Origin of the sequence: Streptosporangium album (assembly GCF_014203795.1) — a bacterium.
Classification (GTDB): domain Bacteria; phylum Actinomycetota; class Actinomycetes; order Streptosporangiales; family Streptosporangiaceae; genus Streptosporangium; species Streptosporangium album.
Window position 1 is genome coordinate 935821 of sequence record NZ_JACHJU010000001.1, and the last position, 15415, is coordinate 951235.

Here is a 15415-nt window from a genome sequence, read left to right on the forward strand (position 1 = left end):
CCGGTACGGCGGGCCGTCCGGCTGAGGCCACCCGTTCCGGCGCGCACCGCCGCCCGCGGTGCGCCTAGAGGCGGACGATCATTTTGCCGGTGTTCTCGCCGCGCAGCAGCCCGAGGAAGGCCTGCGGGGCGTTCTCCAGCCCGTCGACCACCGTCTCCGAGAAGGAGAGCTTGCCCTCGCGCAGCCAGCCGCCCATCTCGGTGACCATGTCGGGCATCCGGGCGGAGTGGTCGGTCACGATGAACCCGCGCAGGGTGAGCCGCTTGCCGATGACCAGGGCGAGGTTGCGCGGTGCGGGAGTGGGCTCGGTGGAGTTGTAGACCGCGATCGCGCCGCAGATGGCGACCCTGCCACCCAGGTTGAGCGAGCCGATCGCGGCTTCGAGATGGTCGGCGCCGACGTTGTCGAAGTAGACGTCGATGCCGTCGGGGGCCGCCTGGCGGAGCTGCTCGGCGACCGGGCCTTTCTTGTAGTTGAAGGCGGCGTCGAAGCCGATCTCCCGCAGGTGGGCGACCTTCTCGTCGGAGCCCGCGCTGCCGATGACGTGGGAGGCGCCCTTCAGCTTGGCGATCTGGCCGGCGAAGCTGCCCACCGCACCCGCGGCACCCGAGACGAACACCGCGTCGCCGGCCTTGAAGGACGCGACGTCGAGCAGCCCCGCGTAGGCGGTGAGGGCGGGCATGCCGAGCACGCCGAGGTAGGCCGAGGGGGACATGCCCTCGATCGGGTCGAGCCTGCGGGCGTGGGCGGCGTCGAGGACGGCCTGGTCGCGCCAGCCGAGGCCGTGCAGGACGAGGTCACCCTTGCGCAGGTCGGGTGAGAGCGACTCGACGACCTCGCCGATCGCGCCGCCGTCGAGGGGTTCGCCGAGCTGGAACGGCGGTACGTAGGACTTCACGTCGTTCATCCGGCCCCGCATGTACGGATCCACCGACATGAAGAGGTTGCGGACCAGGATCTGGCCGTTGCGGAGAGCGGGGAGTTCCGTCTCGGTGAGCGCGAAGTTGTCGGCGGTCGGCCAGCCGGAGGGGCGCGACGCGAGGGTGATCTGACGCGGCATGGTTTACCTCAATCAATAGTTGACGTACATAAACTATAATCATGAGTATGACCGTGACAAGTGACGTGGTGGCCCTGATCGGAGAGATCACGGCGCGCTACAACGCGGAGTACGAACGGGCCGCCGTACGGCATCGGCTGACGGCCCTGCAGGCGAAGGCACTGATGCTGGTGGCCGCCGAGTCCCTGCCCATGCGGCGGATCGCGAGCACCTTCAACTGCGATCCGTCGAACGTCACCGGGATCGTGGACCGGCTGGAGAGACGCGGGCTGGTGCGGCGCGAGCCGAGCCCCACCGACCGCAGGGTGAAGAACATCACGCCGACCGACCGGGGAAGGCAGGTGGTCGACGATCTCCGCGGCTCGCTCGGATTCGCCGCCGCCCCGCTCGGCGCCCTGAACGAGGCCGAGCGGGTCCAGCTCCGTGATCTCCTGCGGAGGATGATCGCCTGATCGGCGCCCGGCGGGATCAGCGGGCGGCAGCCGGACCGGCGCCCGGGAGGAAAAGAAGCCGGGGCCGTGGCGTCTTGCCGAATGCGCCCGTAGGTGACACGTTCGAAGATGGCCTTGCCGACAAGCCTTGGGGGTGCTTTCCCGGCCATGGACGACCACACCACCGGATCCAGCGACCACACCCACGATGACCTGCCGAAACTGCCATTCGTACGGGACAGCCCGCTCCGGGTGCCGGAGGCGTACCGCGCGCTGCGGGCCGCCAGGCCGGTGACCCGGGTCCGGACCCGGGTGGGTGACGTCGCCTGGCTGGTCTCCGGCTACGAGGAGGCCAGGCAGGCCTTCGCCGACCACCGTCTCGGCCGTTCGGCACCCTTCCCGGAACGGGCCGCCCGGATCTCCGACTCGGTCCTGATCGGCGGCCCGCGCGGCGACATCGCGACCGAGAAGGCCAATCACGACCGGATGCGCCGGATGCTCGTACCGGCCTTCTCCGCCCGCCGGATGACCGCGATGGAACCCCACGTCCAGCAGCTCGTCGACGACCTGCTGGACCGGATGGCGGAGCTGCCACGGCCGGCGGACCTGCGCCAGGAGCTCTCCCTGCCGCTGCCGGTGCTGGTGATCTGCGAGCTGCTCGGCGTGCCGTACGGCGATCGCGCGCACTTCAGGAAGCTGGCCGACGCGATCACGGATCTGAGCGATCCGGAGCGGGCCGGGACGGCGATGGACGGGCTGACCGACTACACCCGCGCCCTCCTGGTCGGCAAGCGGGCGGAGCCTGCCGAGGACGTGTTCTCCGACCTGGCCACCATGGAGGCGCCCGACGAGGAGATCGCCATGCTCGCCGCCGGGCTGCTGTTCGCCGGGCACGAGACGACGGCCAACCAGATCGACTACGGCACGCTGCTGCTGCTCACCAATCCGGCGCAGCGTGACGCCCTGCGCGCCGACCCGTCGCTGGCGGGCGCGGCGGTGGAGGAGATCCTGCGCATGGCCGCGCCGGGTGACCACGGCCTGCCCCGGTACGCCCACGAGGACGTGAGCATCGGCGGTGTGACGATCAGGCGCGGCGAGGCGGTGCTGATCTCCACCGCGGCGGCCAACCGCGACGAGCGGGCGTTCCCCGAGCCCGAACGTTTCGACATCGGCCGCCCCCTCGGCGATCCACATCTCGGGTTCGGCTACGCGGGCCGCTACTGCATCGGGGCGAGCCTGGCCCGGGTGGAACTCCGGACGGTGTTCGGCACCCTGTTCCGCCGCTTCCCGGACCTGGCGCTCGCCGTGCCCGCCGAGGAGCTGGTGGAGCGTGAGGCCTCCCTCACCGGGGGCTTCACCCGCATCCCGATCACCTGGTAGCCGAGAGACCCCGCGGGACGCGCGGCCGCGTCAGAGCCGGATCGTCCCGAAGAGGAGATAACGTCAGGAGTGGCAGAACCCGGGGAAGCCGGTGGTGCGTCCTGTGAACGGACCACCTCGGCGCACAGTCTCAAGACGCCGCTGCGCGCGTTCCTCCGTACCGAGACCAGCAGTGCCGTAGCCCTGCTCATCGCGACACTGGCCGCTCTCGCCTGGGCGAACCTCGGCCCGTCGTCGTACGACGCCGTCTGGGGGACGCCGCTGTCCGTCACCGCCGACGGTTTCGGCGTCTCCCTGGGCCTGCGTCAGTGGGTCAACAGCGGGCTGATGACGTTCTTCTTCTTCGTCGTCGGGCTGGAGGCGCGCCGCGAGTTCGACATGGGAGAGCTACGGGACCGGCGGCGGCTCGTGCTGCCACTCGCCGCAGGCCTCGGCGGGATGATCGTGCCCGTCGCGATCTACCTCGGCATGAACGCGGGCCGCCCCTCCGCGCACGGCTGGGGCGCGGCGATGTCGACGGACACGGCGTTCGCGCTCGGCATGCTCGCACTGTTCGGGTCCCGCTTCCCGGCACGGCTGCGGACCTACCTGCTCACGATCACCGTGGTCGACGACCTCGTCGCGCTCGGGGTCATCACGATCTTCTACAGCGAGCAGGTCAGGCTGGGGGCGCTGCTGGCCGGGGCCGGGATTTTCTGCCTGATCCTGCTCATCCGCGCGGCCGGCGTGCTCCGCGGGCTCCCCTACGCGCTGCTCGGAGCCGCGGCGTGGGTGGCGCTCCTCAAGTCCGGCGTCGAGCCCATCGTCATCGGCCTGGCCATGGGGCTGCTGACCTACGCGTCCCCGGCCGCGCGCGGCGATCTCGAACGCGCGACGGATCTCTTCCGGCTCTTCCGCGAGCAGCCGACGCCGCAGCTCGCACGTTCGGCCAGTATGGGGCTGGCCTCGACGATCTCACCGAACGAGCGTCTGCAGCAGCTCTACCACCCCTGGGTGAGCTATCTCATCGTGCCGCTCTTCGCGCTCTCGAACGCGGGGATAACGATCAGTGGCGAGTTCCTGGCGCGGGCTCTCACCTCACCGATCACCCTGGGGATCCTGCTGGCCTACATCGCGGGCAAGCCGATCGGGATCATCGGTTCCTCCCTGCTCGTCACGTGGCTGAGCCGCGGCCGCATCCGCCCGCCCGTCGGCTGGGCCGCCGTCACCGCCACCGGCACGATCGCCGGCATCGGCTTCACCGTGTCCCTGCTGATCGCCACTCTCGCCTTCAGCGGCCCACAGCTGGAGCAGGCGAAGTTCGGCATCCTCACGGCGGCGCTCTGCGCGCCCCTCATGACCTGGATCGTCTACCGGGTGACCGCGCTGCTCCCCAAGCGACGCCGGATCCGGGCGCTGCTGGGCACCGCCGAGAGCATCATCGACCTTGCCGCCCCCGTCGATCCGGACCGCGACCACCTGCGCGGTCCGCGGGAAGCGCCGGTGACCGTGGTCGAGTACGGGGACTTCGAGTGCCTCTACTGCGGCCAGGCGGAGTCGGTCATCCGTGAGCTGCTCGCCGACCTCGGCGACGTCCGCTACGTGTGGAGGCACCTGCCGCTGCACGACGTCCATCCCTATGCCCAGCTCGCGGCGGAGGCGACGGAGGCGGCGGCCGAGCAGGGGTCGTTCTGGGAGATGCACGACCTCCTGCTCGACCACCAGGGCGCTCTCCGGGTCGGCGATCTGATCGGCTACGCCGAGGAGCTCGGGCTCGACGTCGACCGGTTCCACGACGACCTGCGCGACGGCGCCGGAGCCGCCCGGATCGCCGAGGACGTCGACTCCGCCGATCTGAGCGGTGTGTCCGGGACACCGACGTTCTTCATCAACGGGCGGCGGCACCACGGGGCCTACGACATCGCCACCCTCACGTCGGCCGCCCGGGCCGCCCGGGCGCGCGCGGCCCTGAAGTCATGGTCGTGACCTCGCGGGACCGCGCGCCCCCTTTTCCTCCTCAGCCGACGTCGACCCAGTCGAGGGTCCGGTCGACGGCCTTCTTCCAACCGGCGTACCCCTCGGCCCGCTGCTCGTCGGACCACTGCGGCTGCCAGCGCCGGTCCTCGTTCCAGTTCTGCTTCAACTCCTCCGTCGACTTCCAGAACCCGACCGCCAGCCCCGCCGCGTAGGCCGCCCCCAGCGCCGTGGTCTCGGCCACCACCGGCTTGGACACCGGCACCCCCAGCACATCGGCCTGGATCTGCATGCACAGCTCGTTGGCCGTGACCCCGCCGTCGACCCGCAGCACATCCAGCGCCACCCCCGAATCCTGCCGCATCGCCTCGACCACATCCCGGCTCTGGTAACAGATCGCCTCCAACGTGGCCCGCGCGATATGCGCGTTGGTGTTGAACCGCGACAGCCCCACGATCGCCCCCCGCGCGTCCGATCGCCAGTACGGCGCGAACAGCCCCGAGAAGGCCGGCACGAAGTACACCCCGCCGTTGTCGGCCACCTGCCGGGCCAGCGCCTCACTCTCCGACGCCCCCGAGATGATCCCCAGCTGATCCCGCAACCACTGCACCGCCGAACCGGTCACCGCGATCGACCCCTCCAGCGCGTACACCGGCCGATCCGCCCCGAACTGGTAACAGACCGTGGTCAGCAGCCCGTTCTTCGACCGCACCAGCTCATGCCCGGTGTTCAGCAACAGGAAGTTCCCCGTGCCGTAGGTGTTCTTGGCCTCCCCCACCTCGAAACACACCTGCCCCACCGTGGCCGCCTGCTGGTCACCGAGATCACCCGAGAGCGGCACCTCACCCCGCAACGGACCGTTGCTTCTGGTCAGGCCGTAGAAGCCGGGGTTGGAGGAGGGCTGGATCTCGGGCAGCATCTGCCGGGGGATGGTGAAGAAGGACAGCAGTTCGTCGTCCCAGTCGAGCGTCTCCAGGTCCATGAGCATCGTCCGGCTGGCATTGGTCGGGTCGGTGACGTGCACACCGCCGTCCAGGCCGCCGGTGAGGTTCCACAGCAGCCACGTGTCGGTGTTGCCGAATATCGCCTCACCGGCCTCGGCCGCCTGGCGGACCCCGTCGACGTTCTCCAGGATCCACTGGATCTTGCCGCCTGAGAAGTAGGTGGCCGGCGGCAGACCGGCCTTCCGCCTGATGACGTCCCCCCTCCCGTCGCGGTCCAGCGCCGCCGCGATCCGGTCGGTCCGGGTGTCCTGCCAGACGATGGCGTTGTAGTAGGGGCGGCCGGTGATCCGGTTCCAGACCACGGCCGTCTCGCGCTGGTTGGTGACGCCGAGCGCGGCGAGGTCGGACGCCGACAGGTTCGCCCTGTTCAGCGTCGTCTCGATCACCGCGCGGGTGCGCTCCCAGATCTCCGTGGGGTTGTGCTCGACCCAGCCGGCCCGCGGCAGGATCTGCTCGTGTTCGAGCTGGTGGCAGGCGATCTCGTTGCCACCGTGGTCGAAGATCATGAAGCGGGTGCTCGTGGTTCCCTGGTCGACGGCTCCGACGAAGTCAGGCATGGGTGCTCTCCTTCAAACATGGGTCGGCTGCGGGGGCAGCGCCTTTCAGGCGGTCTCGTAGTCGGCCGGCGCCGGCACACGGCCCGCGCCGGGGTCCTCTTCCGCGGGCAGGAAACGGGCCACCAGAACCTGGTAGAGGCCCGCACCGAGTAGTCCGCCGATCACCGGTGCCACGATGGGTACCCAGAAATAGAGCTGGCCGTACTGATCCTGCCAGGCCGTCTCATAACCGGTGAGGAACGACGCGAGCCGGGGCCCGAAGTCACGCGCCGGGTTGATGGCGTAGCCGGCGTCGGTGCCCCAGGCCATGCCGATCGCCACCACGATCAGGCCGACGACGAAGGGCGCGAGGTTGGCCGCGGGTGACGAGTTGCGCGCGTCGGTGACGGCCAGGATCAGGAAGAGCAGGATCGCGGTGCCGATGATCTGGTCGCGGAACCCGCCCCAGGTGCCGACCGGCAGTTCTCCGTTGCCCGGCAGGGTGGAGAAGACGCCCTGGGTCTTGACCGTGAACCCGGGGTCGACTTTGGCGAGGACCTCGGAGTAGTTCCACCGCACGATCAGGGCCGCCACGAACGCGCCCGCGGTCTGGGCCAGGGAGTAGGGCAGCACCTTGCGCCAGGAGAAGCCCTTGAAGGCCGCGAGGGCGATCGTGACCGCCGGGTTGAGGTGCGCCCCGCTGATCCGGGCCGCCACGTAGACGCCCAGGGTGACGCCCAGTCCCCACGCCCACGAGATGCTGTCGTGGTCGCCGATGCCGCCGGCGACCACCTGGGCGACGACCCCTACCCCGAACAGGATCAGGATCATGGTCCCCGCGAACTCGGCGGCCAGCTCACCGAGTAGTCCTCTGGCCTTCAGTCGTTCCGCCACGTCTCCTCCTCACGGTGCCGTGCTGCTTCACCAGCCCGCGCCGGGGCTCCGCGGGGAGCCGGGTGCCGGCGGATGGCCGTGCAGGAAACCGCCCGAGGAGGCGGTCCTCTTGGCTGTTCGGGACGTTAGGCGCGAAAAGTGACCGGGTCAACGGCAGGCTGACGACAATGTCGAACACTGGTCAGGAATACCTGTCGGTAGTAAAATCGGCGGGCTGTGAGACAGCGCTCGGAGCCCGGCGACGCCGGTAGAGCGGAGACCGTCTCTTGATGGGTGCCGACATTGCCTGACGACCACCGTCCCGTTCACCACCACCCTCATGCCCGGCTCCGTCCAGTCGATTGAGCGCGGGGCGGCCATCCTGCGGCTGCTCGCCCGGAGCCCGGGACAGCTGGGCATCGGGGAGATCGCCGGCTCCCTGGGCCTGGCCAGGAGCACCGCCCACGGCCTCGTGCGCACCCTCCAGCGCGTCGGTTTCGTGGAGCAGGACCGGGTGACGTCCAAATACCAGCTGGGGGCGGCGCTGCTCCACCTCGGCACCAGCTATCTCGACGTCAACGAGCTGCGTTCGCGCGCGATCAACTGGGCCGACGCGCTGGCCGCGCGCAGCGGGGAGGCGGTCAGGATCGGGACGGTCCTCGACGGCCAGGTCCTCGTGGTCCACCATGTCTTCCGGCCCGACGACACCCTCCAGACACTCGACGTCGGATCGCTGCTGCCCATGCACGCCACCGCGCTCGGCAAGGTGCTGCTGGCCTACGACTCCGGGGCGGCCGCCGCCGTGCGGGGCGGGGATCTCCAGGCTCGCACCCGCCGGACCATCACCACCCCCAGGGCTCTGACCAGGGCTCTGACCAGGACCAGGGAGGTAGGTTGGGTGACCGAGGTCGAGGAGATGACCGTCGGGGAAGCGGGCATCGCCGCACCGATCCGCGGCTACGGCGGCCTGGTGGTGGGGGCCATGGGCATCTCCGGCGCGGTGGAGCGGATCTGCGACAGCAGAGGGCAACCGAACTCCGCTCTGGTGACCTATGTTCGAGATGCGGCCCGTGCCGTGTCCCGGGACCTCGGGGCGTCCCGATACTGACCGTCCCGCAGCCGCCCACGTTCCAGGTGAGGACGCCATGCCCACGCGCTACGTGATGGCCATCGACCAGGGCACGACGTCGACGCGGTGCATCCTCTTCGACCATCGGGGACATCTCGTCTCGGTGACCCAGCAAGAACACCGGCAGTACTTCCCCCGGCCGGGATGGGTCGAGCACGACGCGGTCGAGATCTGGCGCAACCTGGAGCGGATCGGGCCCCGGGCGCTCGCCCAGGCCGGTGTCGGCCCCGAGCAGGTGGCGGCCATCGGCATCGCCAACCAGCGGGAGACGACCGTCCTGTGGGACAGGAGGACCGGCGAGCCCGTCGGCCGGGCCGTCGTATGGCAGGACACGCGGACCGGCGCCCTGGTGGAGGAGCTCTCCCACCGGCCGGAGGCGAAGACGGTGCAGGAACGCTGCGGTCTGCCGCTCGCCGCCTACTTCTCCGCGCCACGCATCCGCTGGCTCCTCGACCACACCCCGGGCCTCCGGGAGCGCGCCGAGCGCGGCGAGGTGCTCTTCGGGACGATGGAGAGCTGGCTCATCTGGAACCTGACCGGCGGGCCGGACGGCGGTGTCCACGTCACCGACGTCACCAACGCCAGCCGTACCCTGCTGATGGATCTGGCCACCCTGGAGTGGGACGAGGAGCTTCTCGCCTTCTTCGGCATCCCCCGCCGGATGCTGCCGCGGATCCGGCCGTCGGCGGAGACGTACGGCACCGCCCGGCGGATCTTTCCCGGCGTGCGCATCGCCGCAGCGCTCGGCGACCAGCAGGCGGCGCTGTTCGGGCAGAACTGCTTCGCCTCCGGCGAGGCCAAATGCACCTACGGGACGGGCAGCTTCCTGCTGCTCAACACCGGGACCGTACCGGTCCGCTCGGCCCACGGCCTGCTGACGACCGTCGGCTACCAGATCGGCGAGCAACCGGCGGCGTACGCGCTGGAGGGGCCGATCGCCGTCACCGGCGCGCTGGTGCAGTGGTTCCGTGACGGGCTGGGCCTCATCAGCAGCGCGCCGGAGATCGAGACACTTGCCCGGACCGTGCAGGACAACGGCGGCTGTTACATCGTCCCCGCGTTCGCCGGGCTCTTCGCGCCGCACTGGCGCAGCGAGGCGCGGGGGGTCATCGTGGGGCTGACCTCCTACGTCACCAAGGGGCATCTGGCCCGAGCCGTGCTGGAGGCGACCGCGTGGCAGACCCGCGAGGTGGTCGACGCGATGAACGCCGACTCCGGCCTGGCGTTGAAGACGCTCAAGGTCGACGGCGGCATGACCGCCGACAACCTCCTCATGCAGATCATCGCCAACGTGCTGGACGTGCCCGTCGAGCGTCCCATGGCGGTCGAGACCGTGTCCCTCGGCGCGGCCTACGCGGCGGGTCTCGCCGTCGGATACTGGCCGGACCTCGAGGTGCTCCGGCGTAACTGGCATCGGGCCGCGCAGTGGAGCCCGCGCATGGACCCCCGGCTCCGTACCGAGGAGCACGTCAACTGGCAGCGGGCCGTCGAACGCGCCCTGGGCTGGGTCAGGCCGGTGCCCGGCCCCGGCTGACGGCGAGGAGATCCCCGAACGCCTGCGGCCCTACACCGCGAAGACGGCGTTGTAGGTGACCTCGGCGAGCACCTGCTGGCCGGAGGCGTTGGGATGGAAGTAGTCCCAGGGGCTGAGCTGGGACAGCGCGAACGGATAGCCGAAGACGGCGCCGCCGTCGTAGCGGCAGGTGGCCTGCTCCGCGCAGACGCCGGCCAGCACCGCGTTGAACTCGGTCACTCTCGTGCGTACCCGCTCACGCCTGTCGGCGTCGGCCTGGCCGGTGGAGCGGGGGTTGGCCAGCATCGACCTGCAGATGCCGAGGGTGGCCCAGGCGGCGCGGGCCGAGGAGCTGTCCTTGCCGACCTCCCAGAGCCGCTTGATGTCGGGGATGCTGGAGACGAAGATCTCCGCAGCGGGCAGGCCGGTGGTGAGCGTCTGCATCGCCGTACGGAACCTGGCCTCGAAGTCGGCCACCGAGGTCATCCCCGACTCCGAGGACGTGCAGGCGTCGTTGGCGCCGATCAGGATCGTGACGTAGCCGGCTCCCTGGGAGACGGCCTGCTGGGCCTGCCCGGCCATGTCGGCGACCTTCGCGCCCGTGCGGCCGTCGTTGTAGGCGACAAGGGAGAGGCTGTCGGCCCGCAGGCGCCGGTAGTGGCTGTTGACCGCCGAACTGGACCCGGTGGACCAGGATCGGGAGGGGCAGTCGAGGTAGAAGCCGCAGGCGTTGAACCCGCGGGTGATGGAGTCACCCATCGAGGCCATGGTGCCGATGGCGGCCGAGGAGGTGTCCGCCACGGCGGTCGCCGGGGCGGACACGAGGATCACTGCCGCGATGAGGGTGAGGGTCCGGCGGGGGATGTTCAATCTGGCCTCCAGGGTTTCCCCCGATCGACTCTGCTGATCAGAATGTCGGCGCGTTTCACCCCGTTGACAAGAATCCATTACAAGTTACTGACCAGCCAGTAAGGACTCTTTCCGGTCACGCCACGGACATCATCACGGCGTCCATCGCCCCAACGTAACCCGGCGCGGCCGTCTGTCCCCGGACGACACTCGCAGGTGTCGGCCTCAGGACGCGCGCCCCGCCAGGAGCGCCGCGGACCGCTCCGCGGCCCTCCGTTCCACGATCATCCGCAGGGCGCGAGAGGGGCTCCACTAAGGTCTTGCACACTTATCCCCCTCATCACGGAGTTCCTCCCCCTATGACCACCGCACTCCGGGCCACACTGGCCTTCGCCCTCCTCGCCGGCTTCTACGTCCTGGTCGGGCTCATCCTCGCGGCCGCCGTGTTCTTCGACGTCTCGCTGTTCATCGACTTCCACGCCAACGCACTGAAGATCGCCGGCCTGCTGACCCTCGCGGCCGGCGCGCTCGTCCGCGCGCTGTGGATGGTCAGCCGCAGAAAGGACGGCGAGCAGCCGGGTGTGGCGGTCTCCCGGGAGCACGAGCCGGAGCTGTGGCGGACGGTCGAGGAACTGGCCCGGCGCGTGCAGACCTCGCCGCCCGACGAGATCCGCCTGGTCGCCGAGGTGAACGCCGCGGTCTCCGAGGACACCCGCCTGCTCGGCCTGCGCGCCACCGGGCGCCGCATGTACATCGGGTTGCCGCTGCTGCAGATCCTCACCGTCGACGAGATGCGTGCCGTACTCGGCCACGAGCTGGGCCACTACAGCGGGGCGCACACCCGGCTCGGCGCGCCCGTCTACCGCGGCAGGGTGGCGCTGGTCGCGGCCGTCCAGGGGCTGGGCGGCCATCCCCTGGTACAGCGGCTGTTCTCCTCCTACGCGAAGCTCTACCTGCGCGTCTCGCAGGCCGTCTCGCGCCGCCAGGAGCTGGAGGCCGACGCGTTCGCGGTCTCCATCGCGGGCAGGGAGGCGATGGCGGGCGCGCTGCGCGAGATCCACATCGCCGCGCTGGCATGGGAGCGGTTCATGGAGCACTACATGGCCCTGGCCGGATCGGGCGGCAACCGTCCCGCGGAGGTGCTGGCGGGATTCCGCGCGATGCTGAGCGACCCCGCCGGGCAGGCCGAGCTGGCCAGAGCCGGTGAGCAGCCCGAGGAGACCTCTCCCTACGACTCCCATCCCAGCCTGCGGGAGCGGCTCGCCGCGATCGCCCTGCTGCCCGAGCCGGAGCACGCGCCCGACCCCCGGCAGGCGACCGCGCTCCTGGTCGACCCGGCGGTCGCCGCGGGCGCCGTCGAGCACACCGTCTGGAGTCCCGAGGCGCTGGCCGGATTGCGGCCGGTGTCCTGGGAGGACCTCGTCGCGCAGGGAATGTACGACATGCGCAACGCCGAGGCGCTGCACGACCTGTCCGTCGCCGGGCAGCGTGTCATGGGCGCCCCTGTGCCCTATCTCGACGCGGCCTTCGAGGCACTCGCCCAGGGACGGCACGCCGCCCTGGAGGCCGAGCTGCGACAGCTCGGCTGGAACCCCTCCGACACGCTGCTCGCGAACGTGCTGGGACAGGCCCTGGAGGCGACGCTGATCCAGCACGGCCAGGCACGGTGGACGCTCTCCTGGTCGGCTCCCGCCCGGCTGCTGTTCACGGACGGCGAGGAGGTCACGGTCACCCGGTACGCGGCAAAGGTGGCCGCCGACCCCTCGGAGGTCCCCGGTATGCGCGCCTGGCTGGCGGGGCTGGGCGTCGCACCCGACTACACCCCCGCCTGAAGCGGCGCCCCCCTTGCGGGGACCACGGGATCCTCACCCGAGTTTTTAGCATCCTTGTGATGGCGGACGGCAACGGACGGAGCAGAATAGGGACAGATGCCACAAAGTACGCGAAATATCTCTTTTCGCCGCGCGTCGAGAGGATGCCCCGATGATCACCATCGACATTCCGAACTGGGCCGCCCGCATGCGCGCCTGGAGGCGCGGCCGCCTGTGGAGCCGGCACGAGCTCGGAGGGCGGCTGGCCGACACCGCCGACGAGACGGCCCGTGACCGCCTGCCCAGCCAGGAGAAACTCTCCGAGATGGTCCGCTCCTGGGAGGCCGGGGAGCAGCGGCCCGACGAGCTGTACGCGGAGCTGCTGTGCCGGGCGTTCGACATGAACGAGGCGGAGCTGTTCAGCGGGGAGGCGGCCGGCACGACGCTCTGGCATCACCTGACCGGCATCCCGCTGCTGGCGGGGGTGTTCTCGGCCGAGGAGGAGGAGCGCGCCGGCCGGGCGATCGAGAACCCCCAGCGGGTCGACGACCGGACCGTGGCCTACCTCCAGACCGTCCTGCGGGCCTACTCACGACCGGATCTGCGCCCGGCGCGCACAGCCGGTGTGCTGTCTCCCCTCTTCGCCGCGATCGACGGACTGCACCGTGACGCCGGATCGGGTGTCCGCCAGGCACTGCTCATGCTCAGCGCGGAGGACGCCGAGCAGATCAGCCGCATGCACTACGAGGCCGGCGACCTCAACGAGGCGCTGGCCTGGTCGGACCGGGCCCTGCTCGCGGCGCACCAGGCCGGGGACGAACGGCTGATGGCGTACACGCTCGCCCGCCGGGCCGGCCTCCAGGACGCCCGGAGCAACCCCGAGCAGGTGATCGACCTCGCCGTCGCGGCCCGCGAGCACGTCCTCTCCCCGCATCCGCTCGACGCCATGGCACGCTGCCACGAGGCGCAGGGCCACGCCATGGCGGGGGCCGAGGACATGTGCCACCGCCGCCTGGAGGAGTCCGCGGAGGAATCCGGGCAGGGACCCGAGGAGAGCCCGGAGAACGACACGCTCAAGGTGTCCGACCACCTCGCCGAGCTCCACACCACCCTGGCCGCCGGATGTCTCATCCAGCTCCACCATCCCGCCGACGCGATCGAACTCCTGGAACGGGATCTCCCCGGAGCCCCGTCCACCTACGCCACGGCCTACACCATGGCCCGCCTCGCCCATGCCTACGCCGACGCGCACGAGGCAGAGCGTTCGGCCGGAGTCGCCCGTCAGGCCCTGACGCTGTCCCGCCTGACCGGCGCACGCCGGGCCCTGGAGGAGCTCCGCCTCGTCCAGGGCGGCCTCCACCGGCTGCCGCACCCGCGCTGACGGCCGGCCTTCCCCGCCGTGAAGCGGACGGCGGGGACGCTCCGGCGAGACCTCTCAGCGCGGCCGGAACACTCCGGCCCGTGCCGCGGCGAGGACCGAGGCGGCGGCGCGGCCGGAGCCTGCCGGTCGCGTGGCGGCCCGGGGCTTCTGGAATCGGTGCCCGATGCGGGGGTATGGACATCGGATGAGCATCCAGAAGGAACTTCAGCAAGTCGAAGAGGATCTGAAGAGGCTCCGTAACGAGGTGGCCGAGCTGCGCAGGCAGGTCGGCGAGCTCGGGCCGACGGACGCCGCCGAGCGGTCGGCGCTGATCAACATGGCCGACGAGCAGGAATCCCTGGCCAACGAGCTGGAGGCCCGGCACGAGGGGCTGCTCAAGCAGATCGGCGACAGCGGTTGCCTCGACTCCCAGAGTCCCTGACCGCGCCCGTCCGGATACGGTGCGGCGGCCAGAATTTTCGGACACCCGGTTATATGCGACCTCGAATGGTAACGATAAGAACGAATCACCATCGGGGGGATGAAATGATCAATAAACTTCACAAAATGGGCATAAAGTCCAACACGATGTACATGGCCGGGATCGTGTCGATCGGCCTGTCGGTCGCGGCATGGCTGTGCTCGGAGTCGCTCGAGAAGGCGGGGAGAGACCGGGCGGACAGGTGGGGAATCTTCATCGGCGAGTGGGCACCGACATTCTTCGCAATGGGGGTCGCGCTCCGTATTGAGGAGACGCACACCGACACCCGCGCGATGGGCGGAGAGATGATGGAGGAGACCTACCGCGAGAGCAGGATGCCGTCCCGCGCCGGCGTCTGACCAGTCAGGCGGCCCGGCTCACGGCCGCCTGACGATCGCCGGATGCCTCGGATCGTCGGCTCGGACGACCACGTCGGCGGTGCCGACCGGCCCGGCCTCGCGCTCGTAGCGCGCGTAGGCGGGCAACGTCCACTGCTGTTCCACGCCGGTCCGCCGGGCCAGCGCGCCGGGCGAGAGCCACAGGTGCACGGTCAGATCGAAGGGGAGGCCCCGCCCCAGCAGCAGTGCTCCGTCCAGCAGAAGCACCCCGCCCCGAGGCACGGTGACGTACGGCGCGCGCGTCGCCCTGTCGACGGTGCTGTCCCACAACGTGGGCAGGACCTTGCCGGATCGGCCCGGTCCGAGCGGGCCGAGCACCTCGCGGTCCAGGGCTCCGGAGTCGAGCCAGTCGGTGTAAAAGGCATCCGGGTCGGTCCGGCCGTACTCGAGGCGCAGCGACGCCGGGCGCAGGAAATCGCCGGCGGAAACCCGGAGGACCTCGCGACCACGGAGACGGAGCGGGTCCACCAGCGCGTCCGCGAGCCGTTCCGGCCGCGCGGCCGGTGCGCCGTCGAGGGCCACCCGGACCCAGGAGTCCGGAGCCGCCGAGGCGATCCGGTCGGCGAGCTCTTCGACCAGCAGCGCAGGGGAGATGGGCCGTATGTCCATACAGCCCATCTTTCACCGACGCGCCGGC

14 protein-coding genes are annotated in these 15415 nt (G+C 70.4%); 9 read left to right on the forward strand and 5 right to left on the reverse strand.

Translation table 11 applies throughout. The features are described 5' to 3' along the window. Nucleotides 1-64: 64 nt before the first annotated feature. Nucleotides 65-1060, reverse strand: coding sequence for an NADP-dependent oxidoreductase (locus FHR32_RS04360; protein ID WP_184753108.1), 996 nt, complete (start codon nucleotides 1058-1060; stop codon nucleotides 65-67). A 47-nt stretch (nucleotides 1061-1107) separates the two neighbouring features. Between FHR32_RS04360 and FHR32_RS04365 the strand changes: the two genes are divergently transcribed. From FHR32_RS04365 to nhaA, 3 genes are all read left to right on the forward strand, one after another. Next, nucleotides 1108-1512, forward strand: coding sequence for a MarR family winged helix-turn-helix transcriptional regulator (locus tag FHR32_RS04365; RefSeq protein WP_221465258.1), 405 nt, complete (start codon nucleotides 1108-1110; stop codon nucleotides 1510-1512). A gap of 147 nt (nucleotides 1513-1659) precedes the next feature. Continuing rightward, nucleotides 1660-2871 (forward strand): cytochrome P450, encoded by a 1212-nt coding sequence (locus FHR32_RS04370; RefSeq protein ID WP_184753110.1) that lies wholly within the window; start codon nucleotides 1660-1662, stop codon nucleotides 2869-2871. Nucleotides 2872-2940: 69 nt separating this feature from the next. After that, nucleotides 2941-4836, forward strand: coding sequence for a Na+/H+ antiporter NhaA (gene nhaA / locus FHR32_RS04375; protein WP_184753111.1), 1896 nt, complete (start codon nucleotides 2941-2943; stop codon nucleotides 4834-4836). 31 nt (nucleotides 4837-4867) lie between these two features. Here nhaA and glpK (FHR32_RS04380) read toward each other — a convergent pair whose 3' ends face one another. Both glpK (FHR32_RS04380) and FHR32_RS04385 read right to left on the reverse strand, forming a co-directional pair. Then, a complete protein-coding gene (gene glpK, locus FHR32_RS04380) occupies nucleotides 4868-6385 on the reverse strand; it encodes a glycerol kinase GlpK (protein ID WP_184753112.1) in 1518 nt (505 codons plus the stop codon). Between the two features lie 45 nt (nucleotides 6386-6430). After that, entirely contained in the window at nucleotides 6431-7258 is an 828-nt protein-coding gene (locus FHR32_RS04385) for an MIP/aquaporin family protein (protein ID WP_184753113.1), read from the reverse strand. 319 nt (nucleotides 7259-7577) lie between these two features. On the opposite strand from FHR32_RS04385, the gene FHR32_RS04390 reads away from it, so the two are divergent. After that, entirely contained in the window at nucleotides 7578-8345 is a 768-nt protein-coding gene (locus tag FHR32_RS04390) for an IclR family transcriptional regulator (protein ID WP_184753114.1), read from the forward strand. A gap of 37 nt (nucleotides 8346-8382) precedes the next feature. After that, complete coding sequence (gene glpK, locus FHR32_RS04395) at nucleotides 8383-9900, forward strand: glycerol kinase GlpK (RefSeq protein WP_184753115.1); 1518 nt, start codon at nucleotides 8383-8385, stop codon at nucleotides 9898-9900. A gap of 30 nt (nucleotides 9901-9930) precedes the next feature. Here glpK (FHR32_RS04395) and FHR32_RS04400 read toward each other — a convergent pair whose 3' ends face one another. After that, entirely contained in the window at nucleotides 9931-10749 is an 819-nt protein-coding gene (locus tag FHR32_RS04400) for an SGNH/GDSL hydrolase family protein (protein WP_184753116.1), read from the reverse strand. 338 nt (nucleotides 10750-11087) lie between these two features. Between FHR32_RS04400 and FHR32_RS04405 the strand changes: the two genes are divergently transcribed. From FHR32_RS04405 to FHR32_RS04420, 4 genes are all read left to right on the forward strand, one after another. Beyond that, nucleotides 11088-12560, forward strand: a complete 1473-nt coding sequence (locus tag FHR32_RS04405; protein ID WP_184753117.1) for a M48 family metallopeptidase — start codon at nucleotides 11088-11090, stop codon at nucleotides 12558-12560. Between the two features lie 151 nt (nucleotides 12561-12711). Next, nucleotides 12712-13920, forward strand: a complete 1209-nt coding sequence (locus tag FHR32_RS04410) for an NsdA family TPR-like regulatory protein (protein ID WP_184753118.1) — start codon at nucleotides 12712-12714, stop codon at nucleotides 13918-13920. Nucleotides 13921-14104: 184 nt separating this feature from the next. Then, the gene (locus FHR32_RS04415) at nucleotides 14105-14341 is read left to right on the forward strand and encodes a hypothetical protein (protein ID WP_184753119.1); all 237 of its coding nucleotides are present in this window, start codon (nucleotides 14105-14107) and stop codon (nucleotides 14339-14341) included. Nucleotides 14342-14466: 125 nt separating this feature from the next. Next, nucleotides 14467-14739, forward strand: coding sequence for a hypothetical protein (locus tag FHR32_RS04420; protein ID WP_246465967.1), 273 nt, complete (start codon nucleotides 14467-14469; stop codon nucleotides 14737-14739). Nucleotides 14740-14757: 18 nt separating this feature from the next. Here the strand turns inward: FHR32_RS04420 and FHR32_RS04425 are convergent, their stop codons facing one another. Further along, nucleotides 14758-15387, reverse strand: coding sequence for a nucleoside/nucleotide kinase family protein (locus FHR32_RS04425; RefSeq protein WP_184753121.1), 630 nt, complete (start codon nucleotides 15385-15387; stop codon nucleotides 14758-14760). Nucleotides 15388-15415 lie beyond the last annotated feature (28 nt).